The sequence below is a fragment of the Citrobacter sp. CK189 genome, assembly GCF_030333505.1.
In the GTDB taxonomy this organism is placed as follows: Bacteria; Pseudomonadota; Gammaproteobacteria; order Enterobacterales; family Enterobacteriaceae; genus Citrobacter_B; species Citrobacter_B koseri.
This window is the reverse complement of the sequence record NZ_JAOWFV010000037.1, coordinates 249966-263407: the sequence shown is the minus strand read 5'-3', so window position 1 is coordinate 263407 and position 13442 is coordinate 249966. Positions and strand designations below refer to the sequence as shown.

Here is a 13442-nt window from a genome sequence, read left to right as displayed (position 1 = left end):
ACTTTTATTTTACTTCTTTCGGGTAAGTCTGTCGGGAAACGGCCCCTTAACAGGACCGTTAAACGAAAAAATCAGGCAATAATCTATTTCATCAACTGCTTACTTAAACCTGGGTTGGCCTGGATCAGGCGCATCAGATTTAACTCGGTACTCGACGGTTTTACCCGTCTGGATTCCCATTCCTGCACCGTGGCAACGGTTACGCCCATCGCCCGGGCAAAATCATCTGTTTTTAGCCCGGTTCCTCTTCGTAACTGTTCAAACTCTGTAAAAGGGTTGGGCTTGTTTGTCAGGATAATCGTCTGCGATACATCTTTAAAAACAATTTGTTCCAGACTGCTCAGCAGTTCAAACATAGGATCTTTGTATTCCATTGAGAACTCCTATAAATCACACAGCGGGATCGTGAATTTCATCGAAGCTCATTAAGAATAGTCGGGAAACGTGAAGCCGGTTGGAAGCGGCAAAGAAGTGGATTCGTTTCAGCGCATTCCGGTCAGGATCGCGCGTTGGCTAAGGATCTGAAAAAGGCCGACATATCGGATCGACGGCGCGCAATTGTAAAGATAACAAAAATTTTATCACGTAAAAAAGCTGGCCGTTTCTTCGTATAATATTCCACGGCAAGATTACGCAGAAAGGGTATCTTGCAAGGCTGTCCTGGACTATCCTTGTCAGCGTCAGGCACGCGGCATCGTTGTGCGCATTTTTGGGTGAAAGGAGTATTAAAATGGCGACAGGTAAGTCCTGCTCTCGCTGGTTTGCGCCTGTTATGGCGTTATTAATGGTAGTTAGCCTGAGCGGGTGTTTTGATAAAGAAGGTGATCAGCGTAAAGCGTTTATTGATTTCCTGCAGAATACTGCGATGCGTAGCGGGGAGCGTCTGCCGACGTTGACCGCCGATCAGAAAAAACAATTTGGTCCGTTCGTGTCTGATTATGCGATTCTGTATGGCTATTCGCAGCAGGTGAATCAGGCGATGGATTCCGGTCTGCGTCCGGTTGTGGATAGCGTCAATGCGATCCGCGTTCCTCAGGACTATGTCACTCAGCGCGAGCCGCTGCGTCAGGCAAATGGTTCTCTGGGCGTGCTGGGCCAGCAGTTGCAGAATGCGAAATTGCAGGCAGATGCCGCGCACAGCGCGCTGAAACAGTCCGACGACCTGAAACCGGTCTTTGATCAGGTTTACAGTAAAGTGGTGACGGCGCCTTCGGAGGCGTTACAGCCGCTGATTCCGGCTGCGCAAATTTTCACGCAGCAACTGGTGCAGGTCGGCGACTTTGTGGCGCAGCAGGATACGCAGGTGAGCTTTGTCGCGAACGGCATTCAGTTCCCGACGTCACAGCAGGCCAGCCAGTACAACACGCTGATTGGGCCGCTGGCGTCTCAGCACCAGGCATTTAATCAGGCCTGGACCACTGCGGTAAACGCGATCCAGTAACGCTGTTTATGCCCGATGGCGCTGGCGTCGATCGGGCATACGGTTAAGCAACGTTGTAGGCCGGGCAGGGCAACGCCGCCGCCCGGCCATTTATTATCCTGCGACCTGCGGGTTCACGCAGTTCTTCTCCACCTTGCCTTGTAACGCATCAATTAAGTTATCCACCGCGCAGGCAGCCATGTTGTAGCGCGTCTCATGGGTGGCGGAGCCGATGTGCGGCAGCGCCACAACGTTCGGCAGCGACAGCAGCGGCGAATCGACCGGCAGCGGTTCTTGTTCAAACACATCCAGACCCGCCGCATGAATTTCACCGCTTTGCAGGGCGGCAATCAGCGCGTTTTCATCCACGACCGGGCCGCGCCCTGCGTTAATGAAAATGGCGGAGGACTTCATTTTGGCAAACTGCGCCGCGCCAAACAGGTGATGCGTCTCTTCCGTCAGCGGCAGGATCAGGCAGACAAAATCCGCCGCCTGTAACAGGGTGTCCAGATCGCAGTACCGGGCGTTGAAGCGTTCTTCCGCCTCAGGATGATGGCGGCGGGCGTTGTAGAGAATCGGCATGTTAAAGCCGAAGTGAGCGCGTTGCGCCAGCGCAAGACCAATGCGCCCCATCCCGACAATCCCCAGCGTTTTGTGGTGTACATCAGTGCCAAACCAGTCTGGCCCGATGCTTTTTGTCCATTCCCCCACTTTGACGCGTTCGGCCACTTCCACCACGCGGCGGGCGGTGCTCAGCACCAGCGCCATTACCGTATCCGCAACGGTTTCCGTCAGCACGGTCGGCGTGTGCATCAGCAATACGCTGCGCGCATTGAGGGCAGCCACATCAAAATTGTCATAACCCACGGAGACGGTCGATGCCGCGCGTAGTTTCGGCATCTTCTCCAGCAGTGCGCTATTGACGGTTTCGCTGGAGCCCAACAAACCTTCCGCGCTGGCGAAAGCCTGGGCGTGTTGTTCTACCGTTTCCGGGCGAAGATTTGGCACCTGCGTGACGGTGAAATGCTCTTCCAGGCGATGCAGTAAATCGTCAGGTAACGCTTTGTAGAGAATAATGGACGGCTTCATGCGGATCTCCGTGAGTTAAGGTTTAAGCGTGGCGTGCGCCAATCGGTAATTGCTGATTGTTAGCAGGCTTAACAATTAAAGTTAGCCATACTGAGGCGAAAAGCGCCACCCCCATAAAAATGTACGAGGCGGCCGGGCTGCCGGTTGCGCCGTTGAGATAGCCGACGAACCATGAACCAAAGAAAGAGCCCAGCGCGCCCATACTGTTGATCAGCGCCATTGCGCCGCCCGCGACGTTACGCGGCAGCATTTCAGGAATAATGGCGAAGAACGGGCCATAAGGGGCATACATCGCCGCACCGGCGATAACCAGCAGGGTATAAGAGAGCCAGAAGTTGTTCGCGCCAACGGCCCATGAGCCGATAAAGGCAAAGGCGGCAATCAACAGCAGCGGCCAGACGAACAGTTTACGGTTTTGCAGTTTATCGGATGCCCAGGAGACAACGATCATCGCGATCGTCGCCGCCAGGTACGGCACTGAAGAGAGCCAGCCGACTTCCACCATACCCATATTCGCGCTGCCGCTACGGATGATGGACGGCAGCCACAGAACAAACCCGTACACTCCGATACTCCAGGTGAAATACTGCATGCACAGCAGGATGACGTTGCGTGAGCGGAATGCCTCGCTGTAATTGCGTACCGCTTTGATGCCCTGCTGCTCTTTTTCCAGTTGCGCCTGAAGCGCGGCTTTTTCTGATTCCGTCAGCCAGCCGGCCTGTGACGGTTTGTCTTTCACCAGCACCCACCAGAAGAACGCCCAGATGATGGCGGGGAAGCCTTCAATAATGAACATTTCACGCCAGCCGAGCGCCTGAATCAGGTAGCCTGAAACCACGGACATCCACAGCACCGTCACCGGGTTGCCGAGAATCAGGAACGTATTGGCGCGCGAACGCTCTGACTTTGTGAACCAGTTGCTGATGTAAATCAGCATGGCGGGCATAACGGCCGCTTCCACGACGCCGAGAATAAAGCGGATGGCGGCAAGCATTGGGATATTACTCACCATCCCGGTCAGCGATGCGCATGCTCCCCATAAAATCAGGCAGATGAAGATCAGCTTACGTACGCTGCGACGCTCGGCGTACACCGCGCCTGGGATCTGGAAGAAGAAATAGCCGAGGAAGAACAGGGCGCCCAGCAGGGAGGAGATCCCTTTCGTGATGCCGAGGTCTTCGTTAATTCCCGCTGCGGAAGCGAAGCTGAAGTTTGCGCGATCCAGGTACGCCAGGCTGTACGTGATGAACACGATAGGCATGATGTACCACCAGCGTTTTGCTGCATTTGTTGAGCTTGTCATAGGCCTGCCTCTGTCACTATGCCGCCGCTGTATGTAGGGTACAGGGGGCTGTTATCATTGCGTGAAGTTTATTCGCCTAACGCTTCACGAGTGGGTAATCCTTCGCTGTCGCCCTGAACCTGAATCGCCAGCGCGCCAATTTTATTGCCTCGCGTCACTGCCTGATGCAGCGTGCGGCCTTCCAGCAGGGCGCTGATCACGCCCACGGCAAAGCCATCGCCCGCACCAACCGTATCGACCACGTTGTCCACTTTCACCGGTGCGACGCAGCCTTGCTCGCCCTCAGCGGTTTTGTACCAGGCGCCATCCGCGCCGGTTTTCAGCACCACCGCTTTCACGCCGTGGCGCAGATAAAAATCGGCAATGCCCTCAGGCGTTTGCTGTCCGGTTAATATCATTCCCTCTTTCAGACCGGGCAGCACCCAGTCGGCCAGGAAGGCGAGGCGGTTAAGTTTTTCCACCATTTCGGCTTCGCTTTTCCACAGCACCGGGCGCAGATTCGGATCGAATGAAATCGTTTTGCCCTGTGCTTTCATGGTGCGGGCGGTATGCGCCAGCAGTTCATAAGAGCTGGCGGAAAGCGCCGCCGCAACGCCGCTTAAGTGCAGATGACGCGCGCCGGAGAAGTACGCATCGTGGTAATCGTCCACGGAAAGGTGGCTTGCAGCGGAACCTTTACGGAAATATTCCACAATGGGATCGGTTCCATTTTCGACTTTAGATTTAAGCTGAAAGCCGGTGGCGTAACGTCCGTCCAGCGTGACGCCCTGCGCATCAATCCCTTCTTTTTCAAGCGACTTAAGGACAAAACGGCCAAAGCTGTCATCACCGACGCGGCTTACCCAGCCGACGTTTAACCCCAGGCGCGCCAGGCCGGTCGCTACGTTAAGTTCGGCCCCGGCGACGCGTTTGATAAACGCGTCTACGTCCGCGAGATCGCCCGTTTGCGTGGCGACGAACATCGCCATTGCTTCACCAATCGTGATGACATCCAGAGAATTTTTCATGCGTTACTCCTCACGTAACAAATCGACGTAGCGACGAGTCACCGCCGTCAAATCTTGCCCTTCCAGTGGGAACTCAATACCGCGCGGTACATCAACAGGCAGCGCGTTCAGCAGCGCCAGCCAGCGGGGATCGGCGTCATCCGGCGCAACGGCGCGGAAACTGTCGTGATGGGGCGTGGCGGCTTTAACGTGGATATAGCCGACGGCGGGCGCCAGGTAGCGTGCGGCGTCTTCCGGCGAGTCGCCTACCCACAGCCAGTTCCCCATATCAAACGTCAGTCTGATGGGCAGGTTCTGTACCTGACAGGCGGCATTGAAGCGTTGCATCGGGCGCAATTTCCCGCAGGCGGTTTGATCATTTTCCACCACCAGCGCCATGCCGCTGCTCTCCAGCCAGTCACGCAGGGTGTCGAGCTGATCCTGGCGTTCAAAATGACCCAGCGACACTTTCAGCCACAGCGCTTGCAGCGTACGGGCTTCCTGTAACAGGTCGGGAAGGTGGGGGTTGAGGCTGCCATCCTCCAGGAACAGCGGTTCCGGCGCGGAATAGCAGGCCAGCAGGCCGAAAATGTCAATGGCGGCCGCCAGCAGCGGGAGCGCGTTAAGCTCGGCGTCAGTGAACATTTCACGGCGAATCTCGACGCCATCCGCCCCCGCTCCGGCAATGATGGGCAGCATCGCGGTTTGCCCGCCTGCGGCACGCACCTGGTCGTAGCCATAGGCGGCGGTGACCACCATAATTTTTCTTTGCATGGGAACTCCAAATCTATCGCTCTTGCTATTACGCTAGATGGAACCGGTTCCAAAGAAAAGTGCAGCGTGTCGAAATTATGATCACCATCACGAAGGAAAATTAGCGGGCGGTGGAGCCGCGAACGATCAGCTCGCCGGAGAAAACCTGCTCGTGAATCGCGTCGCTGCCCCCTTCAATGCGGCGTACAACCTGCTCGACAGCGGCAAAACCAATTTGCCAGGTCGGCTGTTTCAGCGTGGTGATGCCGACGCCTGCCAGCTCTGCCCATTCCAGTTCGTCAAAACCGAGCAGGCCGATGTCGCTGCCCCAGTTAAGACCAATGCGTTTGAGCGAACGGGCGACCTGCAATGTGAGCGCGCCGTTAGCGGAGATCACGGCTTTGCGCATCCCCCGGTGCTGTTGATGAAACTGGCGCAGGGTGTTATCCAGTTGTGTATTTTCCGCCAGCGGCACCTCGGCGTTTTCCGCCACCACGCCAGGGTAACGCGCCAGCGTCGCACGAAATGCGTTCAGGCGCTCGCGGCGGGTATTGACCATACCGAGCGGTTCGCTGAGAAACAGGATCGCCTCGAACCCTTGCTCAATGAGATGTTCGGTGGCGGTTGTTGCCGCCTGGGTGTTATCCAGACCGACGACATCGCAGGCGAAATCAGGAATTTTACGGTCAATCAGAACCATCGGCAGCGCCGACTGTTGCAGGCGGTTCAGCCCCTCCTCGCGCATCCCGACGGCGTTCACCACGATGCCTTCCACCTGGTAGCTACGCAGCAGATCCAGATAGTGCAGTTCCTGATCCACCTCATTGTTGGTGTTACAGACCAGGGGAGTGAACCCTTTCTCGCGGCAGGCGGCTTCAATGCCGCTCAACACGTTAACGGAATAGGGGTTGGTAATATCGGCGATGATCAGGCCAATCAGGCGGGTACGGCCGCGTTTCAGGCCTCTGGCCATCAGGCTTGGGCGATAGTCGAGTTCGGCAATGGCTTTTTCAATGCGCGCCAGCAGGGCATCGGACAGCAAATGCTTCTCACCGTTGAGGTAGCGTGAAATGCTGGTTTTTCCGGTTTTAGCGGCTTTCGCCACATCGCTGATGGTTGCCCGTGTTGATTTGCTCATCGCTGATTTCCCTGAATTTGGTGACAACACCTTAACGCGAAAATCAACGATGGCAAGCGCTTCATGCCGGATAAGAATGTAGGCCGGATAAGGCGAAGCCGCCATCCGGCGATGTGCCCGGTGGCGCTGTCGCCACCCGGCACAACGATTACTGCAACGGACTTAAGGTGATTTCCACGCGGCGGTTTTGCGCTTTACCTTCGGCGGTGCTGTTGCTGGCGATCGGGTTCGCCGGGCCCATGCCGCTGGTGCGGATGCGGTTGGCGGCAACGCCCTGGGTGATCAGTGCGCTGGTCACGGAGTCTGCGCGCTGCTGCGACAGACGCATGTTCAGATCCTGCCCGCCGGTACTGTCGGTGTAGCCCACTACGTTAACGGCGGTTTTGTTGTACTCTTTCAGCACCATCGCCACGCCGGTCAGCGTGTTGGCGCCTGCCGGTTTCAGGGTTGCGCTGCTGCTGTCGAAGGTGACGTTATTCGGCATATTCAGGATGATGTTATCGCCACTTCGCGTCACGCTCACGCCCGTTCCCTGCATTTTGTCACGCAGTTTCGCTTCCTGTACGTCCATGTAATAGCCAACGCCGCCGCCCAGCGCCGCGCCTGCCGCTGCGCCAATCAGCGCGCCTTTGCCGCGATCTTTCTTGGAAGAGGAGAGTGCGCCGACGCCTGCGCCGACCAGAGAACCAATGCCCGCGCCAATACCGGATTTACCCGCTTCGCGCTCGCCGGTGTAAGGGTTTGTTGTGCAGCCAGATACTGCCAGGGCGCCGCTCACGATAGCAGCAATGACCAAAACATGTTTTTTCATCTTAGTTCCTTAATGACTTTTTTATTTTTTCGCCACAGCGACGGTGGCGGTTGATTATGACGTGCGAACATGAAGAAAATTCCAGGGAAGACTCTTAAATTTGTAAGTAACATTGAGCGGCATAATAAATAAGCCGTCACACCTGCATCGCATTCAGGAGCGCATTTTGATCAACGCACCATCGCACTATTCGGTATTAACCGCCGCCCACTGGGGACCTGTCCGGGTCGACACTGACGGCGAGACGGTTCTCGCGTCTCGCGGGGCGCTGCCCACTTCGCATCTCAATTCCCTGCAAACCGTCGTACGCGACCAGGTTCACAGCCCTACCCGGGTGCGTTTCCCGATGGTGCGTAAAGGATTTCTCGCCTCGCCAGAGAAGCCACAGGGCGTGCGCGGTCAGGATGAATTTGTGCGGGTGAGTTGGGATGAGGCGTTGGATCTGATCCATACCCAGCACAAACGTATTCGTGAAACATATGGGCCGTCCTCGATTTTTGCCGGTTCTTATGGCTGGCGCTCGAATGGCGTGCTGCATAAAGCTTCCACCCTGTTGCAGCGTTATATGGCGCTGGCGGGCGGGTATACCGGGCATCTGGGGGATTACTCCACGGGGGCGGCGCAGGCCATCATGCCGTATGTGGTGGGCGGAAACGAAGTCTACCAGCAGCAGACCAGCTGGCCGGTTGTGCTGGAACACAGTGACGTGGTGGTGCTATGGAGCGCCAACCCGTTGAATACGCTAAAAATTGCCTGGAATGCGTCGGATGAGCAGGGCATTGCTTACTTTGCCGCGTTGCGCAACAGCGGGAAACGGCTGATCTGCATCGATCCAATGCGATCGGAAAGCGCGGCGTTCTTTGGCGATAAGATGGAGTGGATCGCCCCGCATATGGGGACTGACGTGGCGCTGATGCTGGGGATTGCGCATACGCTGGTGAAAAACGGCTGGCATGATGACGCGTTTCTGGCGCGCTGCACGACCGGTTACGAGACATTCGCCGACTATCTGCTGGGCGTGAGCGACGGCGTGGCGAAAACGGCGGAATGGGCCGCAGATATTTGCGGCGTATCCGCCGCTAAAATTCACGAACTGGCGGAACTCTTCCATAAAAACACCACTATGTTGATGTCTGGCTGGGGAATGCAGCGTCAGCAGTTCGGCGAGCAAAAACACTGGATGCTGGTAACGCTTGCCGCCATGTTAGGGCAAATTGGCACGCCCGGCGGCGGTTTTGGCCTCTCGTACCATTTCGCCAACGGGGGAAACCCGACGCGTCGCGCCGCCGTACTGGCTTCAATGCAGGGCAGTCTGCCAGGCGGCACCGATGCGGTAGATAAAATTCCGGTGGCGCGTATTGTCGAGGCGCTGGAGAATCCCGGCGCGCCCTATCAGCACAACGGTATGAACCGCCATTTCCCGGATATCCGCTTCGTCTGGTGGGCCGGTGGCGCGAACTTTACGCATCATCAGGATACCAACCGTCTGATTCGCGCCTGGCAAAAGCCGGAACTGGTGGTGATCTCCGAATGTTTCTGGACCGCCGCGGCGAAACATGCCGATATCGTGTTACCTGCCACGACCTCTTATGAACGTAACGACTTAACCATGACCGGCGACTACAGCAACCAGCATCTGGTGCCGATGAAGCAGGTTGTGCCGCCGCGTGATGAGGCCCGTAATGACTTTGACGTGTTTGCCGAACTGAGCGAGCGCTGGGAAACGGGCGGTCATGCGCGCTTTACCGAAGGGAAAAGCGAGCTTGAGTGGCTGGAAACCTTCTACAACATCGCCGGGCAACGCGGCGCCAGCCAGCAGGTGACGCTGCCGCCGTTTGCACAGTTCTGGGAAGCCAACGATCTGATTGAAATGCCGGAGAATGCGGCCAACGCGCAGTTTATCCGCTTTGCGGATTTCCGCCGTGACCCCGACGCGCATCCACTGAAAACGGACAGCGGCAAGATAGAGATCTACTCCCGGCGAATTGCGGACTACGGCTATGCGGACTGCCCAGGACACCCAATGTGGCTGGAGCCGGACGAATGGCACGGCAATGCCGAACCCGGTCAGCTACAGGTGCTGTCCGCCCATCCGGCGCATCGTCTGCACAGCCAGCTTAACTACAGCCAGCTTCGTGAACAGTATGCGGTGGCGGGGCGCGAACCGGTTACTCTGCATCCGCAGGATGCGCAGACGCGGGGCATTGCTGACGGCGACACGGTGCGGGTCTGGAATCACCGAGGACAAATTCTGGCGGGCGCGGTGGTGACGGAGGGCATTAGACCCGGCGTTATCTGCATTCATGAAGGGGCATGGCCGGATTTAGAGGTGTCGGCAGGCGGCATTTGTAAAAATGGCGCGGTAAACGTGTTGACCAAAGATCTCCCCAGCTCGCGACTGGGGAACGGCTGTGCGGGCAACACCGCGCTGGCGTGGATTGAAAAGTATACCGGCCCTTCGCTGACGCTTACGGCGTTTAATCCGCCTGCCAGCCCATAATCCATGTCGGATGCTGTGTATCTTCCTGCCATGCGCTGTCTTCGATACGAAAACCCAGCGCATGGTAGAAATTCACCGCCGACTGATTTTTCTGGTAAACCTCCAGGCTGAGCGCGGTAAAGTGCTGCTGAACATGCTGCACCAGCGCCTTGCCAATCCCGCGGCGGATCGCGTCCGGCGTGACAAACAGCGCGCCCAAAAAGCGCGCTTCCATCACGCTGGCAAAGCCTTTCAGTAAACCTGCTTCTTCCCACACCCAGGTCTGCGCGGCGGGCAAGTACACGTCACGCACTATCGGTTCGCTTTCGCGCCAGTAGCGCGCTTCGATAAACGGGTGGGCATAGATCGTGCTCTCCATCCAGAGCGTCAAAATTGACGCCATATCGTCAGTCCGGGATTCGCGAATCATGCTGACCTCCAGGATGGCAGAAACAGCCCGTGATATGGTCGTTGACCAGCCCGCACGCCTGCATAAAGGAGTAGCAAATGGTGGTGCCGACGAACTTGAAGCCGCGTTTTTTCAGCGCTTTTGCCAGCGCATCCGACGCGGGGGTTGAGGTGGGGATCTCGCTCAGGCTGGCGGCGCGCGTTACCTGCGGCTGGTTTTCGACAAAAGACCAGACGAATTCAGCAAACGGTTCGCCATTTTGCTCCATTGCGAGATATGCCCTGGCATTGCCGATGATGGCCTGAATTTTCCCCCGATGGCGAATAATGCCCGCATCCTGCAACAGACGCTCAACGTCGTCTTCCTGCATCGCCGCGACGCGAACGGGATCAAAGTGGTGGAAGTTTGCGCGATAGTTTTCCCGTTTCTTCAGCACGGTGATCCAGGAAAGCCCCGCCTGCTGGCCTTCAAGGCAGATCATCTCGAACAGCTTTTTGCCGTCGGTTTCGGGAATGCCCCACTCCTTGTCGTGATAGGCGATGTATAGTGGGTCCTGACTGACCCATCCGCAACGCTGCATACTCTTCCTCGCTGTTTTGACTACCGCAAAAATTTCATTCGGCCCGCCTTGACGCGCCAGCTAAAAAGACAATATTTAATACAGGGCTAATAAGCCCTGGAACCGCCAAACAATGACAATAATATCGCCGAATTCGGCTCTTCTCTGGAGTCGCGTTGATGATTATAAAAAAATGCAGTGGTCGCCAGGTGTGGTGCTGCCTGGCGAGCGTTATCGTCTGTGCAATTTTCACTAACACAGCATATGCCTGGCAACAAGAATATATCGCTGATGCCGTATCGGGTCATACGACAGAACGCTATACATGGGACAGCGATCACCAACCAAGTTACAACGATATTCTGGCGGAGCGGATTCGGTCCAGCCAGAATGCGCCTGGCCCTGTGCTGAGTCTGGCCGATCAAACGCCACTGGATGCGGCCAGCGGCATGAGCGTGGGCTGGAATTTTCCGCTTGCCGGGCGCGTGACGACCGGGCCGGTCGCCAGCCTGCATTACGACGGCTCAACCACCTCGATGTTTAATGAATTTGGCGACAGCGTGACGGCGCAGGCGCTGACCGACCCTCTGTGGCATGCCAGCGTCAGTACGTTGGGCTGGCGGGTGAATTCGCAGTTTGGCGATATCCGTCCCTGGGCGCAAATCAGCTATAACCAGCAATACGGAGAGAACATCTGGAAAGCGCAGTCGGGGCTGAGTCGAATGACGGCGGCGGATCAGAATGGCAACTGGCTGGATGTGACGGTGGGGGCGGACATGCTACTGAACCCGCATATCGCGGCGTATGCGGCGCTCTCTCAGGCAGATAACAGCGCAAGCAATAGCGACTATCTGTACACCCTGGGCGTTAGCGCCAGATTTTAACGAGAATAAGCACGTAATAAAAACAAGTTTTTTACAATTAAGTCTCTTTCATAACAAGACATACAGCGATAGTGGGTACTAACTGACATTAAAAAAATCACGCTGCGCAGTCTTTGTCTCGTCATTCATTCCGCAATCCAGGCATTTCATTCCGTTCTGATGGCATTTCATGCCGTTTTTCCCCTGCATAAAAAGCACTTCGTTATTGTTGTCGGCAGTGAATTTCTCCTTTGTTTATGCAGGAAGACTGCCATGAAAACTTCTGATTATCAGCGTACCCGTTGGCTGACGCTTATCGGCACCATCATCACACAATTTGCGTTAGGTTCTGTTTACACCTGGAGCCTGTTTAATGGCGCGCTCTCTGCGAAACTGGATGAGCCCGTCAGTCAGGTGGCCTTTTCATTTGGCTTGTTGAGCCTGGGACTGGCGATCTCCTCTTCCGTGGCGGGTAAATTACAGGAACGTTTCGGCGTAAAACGCGTCACGATGGCGTCGGGTGTTTTACTGGGCATCGGCTTCTTTTTAACGGCGCATTCCAACAACCTTATGATGCTGTGGCTGAGCGCCGGGGTGCTGGTTGGCCTGGCGGACGGGGCGGGATACCTGTTAACGCTGTCTAACTGCGTAAAATGGTTCCCGGAACGTAAAGGGCTGATTTCCGCCTTCGCGATTGGTTCTTATGGCCTCGGTAGCCTCGGCTTCAAATTCATCGACAGCCAGCTGCTGGCGACGGTCGGTCTGGAAAAGACATTTATGATCTGGGGCGCGATTGTGCTGGTGATGATTGTCTTTGGTTCAACGCTGATGAAAGACGCGCCGAATCAGGATGTTAAAGCGGTAAACGGGGTGGTGGAAAACGACTTCACCCTGGCGCAGTCCATGCGTAAACCGCAGTACTGGATGCTGGCGGTGATGTTCCTGACGGCCTGCATGAGCGGTCTGTATGTCATCGGTGTGGCGAAAGACATTGCTCAGGGGCTGGCGCATATGGATGTTGCTTCGGCGGCCAACGCGGTCACGGTGATTTCCATCGCTAACCTGTCAGGCCGCCTGGTGCTGGGCATTCTGTCTGACAAAATCGCCCGTATCCGCGTGATTACTATCGGTCAGGTTGTCTCGCTGGTCGGGATGGCAGCATTACTGTTCGCGCCGCTGAGTGATGTGACGTTCTTCGCCGCGATTGCCTGCGTCGCCTTTAACTTCGGCGGTACGATCACGGTGTTCCCGTCGCTGGTGAGCGAGTTCTTCGGCCTGAATAACCTGGCGAAAAACTACGGCGTGATTTACCTGGGCTTTGGGATTGGCAGTATTTGCGGGTCGATTATCGCCTCGCTGTTCGGTGGGTTCTACGTCACCTTCTGCGTTATTTTCGCTCTGCTGATCCTCTCTCTGGCGCTCTCGACCACGATTCGCCAGCCTCAGCGCCGCGTCTTTAAAGAGGCTCACGCCTGATTTTATTCATCATTTAACCACTTCCCGGCCCGGATATTTTTGTAAATATCCGGGCCGCTTGCTTATTCTTCCGACACTTTTACGCTTCCCTGTGGTCTACATACCCGCGCGTGTAGACTGTCTGACATCTGCTGTTACCGCATTTATCCACCTGCC

At 56.2% G+C, this 13442-nt stretch carries 13 protein-coding genes; 4 read left to right on the top strand and 9 right to left on the bottom strand.

The window, feature by feature from the left end; genetic code table 11:
- Positions 1 to 83 precede the first annotated feature (83 nt).
- Complete coding sequence (locus OGV83_RS09010) at positions 84 to 374, bottom strand: HTH-type transcriptional regulator (protein ID WP_012135694.1); 291 nt, start codon at positions 372 to 374, stop codon at positions 84 to 86.
- Between the two features lie 356 nt (positions 375 to 730).
- Between OGV83_RS09010 and OGV83_RS09005 the strand changes: the two genes are divergently transcribed.
- Complete coding sequence (locus tag OGV83_RS09005; protein ID WP_024131051.1) at positions 731 to 1441, top strand: DUF3053 domain-containing protein; 711 nt, start codon at positions 731 to 733, stop codon at positions 1439 to 1441.
- A gap of 93 nt (positions 1442 to 1534) precedes the next feature.
- On the opposite strand, the gene ghrB is transcribed toward OGV83_RS09005, so the two are convergent.
- The 6 genes from ghrB to OGV83_RS08975 all read right to left on the bottom strand — a co-directional run bounded on the left by ghrB (position 1535) and on the right by OGV83_RS08975 (position 7500).
- Positions 1535 to 2509 carry a glyoxylate/hydroxypyruvate reductase GhrB gene (gene ghrB, locus OGV83_RS09000; RefSeq protein WP_115180991.1) on the bottom strand — a complete coding sequence of 325 codons (975 nt, stop codon included), beginning with the start codon at positions 2507 to 2509 and terminating at the stop codon, positions 1535 to 1537.
- 22 nt (positions 2510 to 2531) lie between these two features.
- The gene (locus tag OGV83_RS08995; protein ID WP_049008241.1) at positions 2532 to 3812 is read right to left on the bottom strand and encodes an MFS transporter; all 1281 of its coding nucleotides are present in this window, start codon (positions 3810 to 3812) and stop codon (positions 2532 to 2534) included.
- A 68-nt stretch (positions 3813 to 3880) separates the two neighbouring features.
- Positions 3881 to 4819: a sugar kinase gene (locus OGV83_RS08990; RefSeq protein WP_286463455.1), complete on the bottom strand. Its 939-nt coding sequence runs from the start codon at positions 4817 to 4819 to the stop codon at positions 3881 to 3883.
- A gap of 3 nt (positions 4820 to 4822) precedes the next feature.
- Positions 4823 to 5572, bottom strand: coding sequence for a sugar phosphate isomerase/epimerase family protein (locus OGV83_RS08985; protein WP_047460363.1), 750 nt, complete (start codon positions 5570 to 5572; stop codon positions 4823 to 4825).
- Between the two features lie 100 nt (positions 5573 to 5672).
- On the bottom strand, positions 5673 to 6689 hold the full coding sequence (locus OGV83_RS08980; RefSeq protein ID WP_071259408.1) for a LacI family DNA-binding transcriptional regulator: 1017 nt from the start codon (positions 6687 to 6689) through the stop codon (positions 5673 to 5675).
- Positions 6690 to 6837: 148 nt separating this feature from the next.
- Complete coding sequence (locus OGV83_RS08975) at positions 6838 to 7500, bottom strand: OmpA family lipoprotein (RefSeq protein ID WP_286463453.1); 663 nt, start codon at positions 7498 to 7500, stop codon at positions 6838 to 6840.
- 166 nt (positions 7501 to 7666) lie between these two features.
- Between OGV83_RS08975 and OGV83_RS08970 the strand changes: the two genes are divergently transcribed.
- Positions 7667 to 10000, top strand: coding sequence for a molybdopterin guanine dinucleotide-containing S/N-oxide reductase (locus OGV83_RS08970; protein ID WP_110493669.1), 2334 nt, complete (start codon positions 7667 to 7669; stop codon positions 9998 to 10000).
- Here the strand turns inward: OGV83_RS08970 and OGV83_RS08965 are convergent.
- Together OGV83_RS08965 and tag are read right to left on the bottom strand one after the other, a co-directional pair.
- Entirely contained in the window at positions 9978 to 10409 is a 432-nt protein-coding gene (locus tag OGV83_RS08965; RefSeq protein ID WP_286463452.1) for an N-acetyltransferase, read from the bottom strand. The genes OGV83_RS08970 and OGV83_RS08965 overlap by 23 nt on opposite strands.
- The gene (tag, locus tag OGV83_RS08960; protein ID WP_012135682.1) at positions 10387 to 10968 is read right to left on the bottom strand and encodes a DNA-3-methyladenine glycosylase I; all 582 of its coding nucleotides are present in this window, start codon (positions 10966 to 10968) and stop codon (positions 10387 to 10389) included. Before tag ends, OGV83_RS08965 begins: the two co-directional genes overlap by 23 nt.
- A gap of 158 nt (positions 10969 to 11126) precedes the next feature.
- Between tag and OGV83_RS08955 the strand changes: the two genes are divergently transcribed.
- Positions 11127 to 11831 carry an autotransporter outer membrane beta-barrel domain-containing protein gene (locus tag OGV83_RS08955; protein ID WP_112001421.1) on the top strand — a complete coding sequence of 235 codons (705 nt, stop codon included), beginning with the start codon at positions 11127 to 11129 and terminating at the stop codon, positions 11829 to 11831.
- A gap of 252 nt (positions 11832 to 12083) precedes the next feature.
- Positions 12084 to 13286, top strand: a complete 1203-nt coding sequence (locus OGV83_RS08950) for an L-lactate MFS transporter (RefSeq protein ID WP_071259261.1) — start codon at positions 12084 to 12086, stop codon at positions 13284 to 13286.
- The last annotated feature ends 156 nt before the right edge of the window (positions 13287 to 13442 follow it).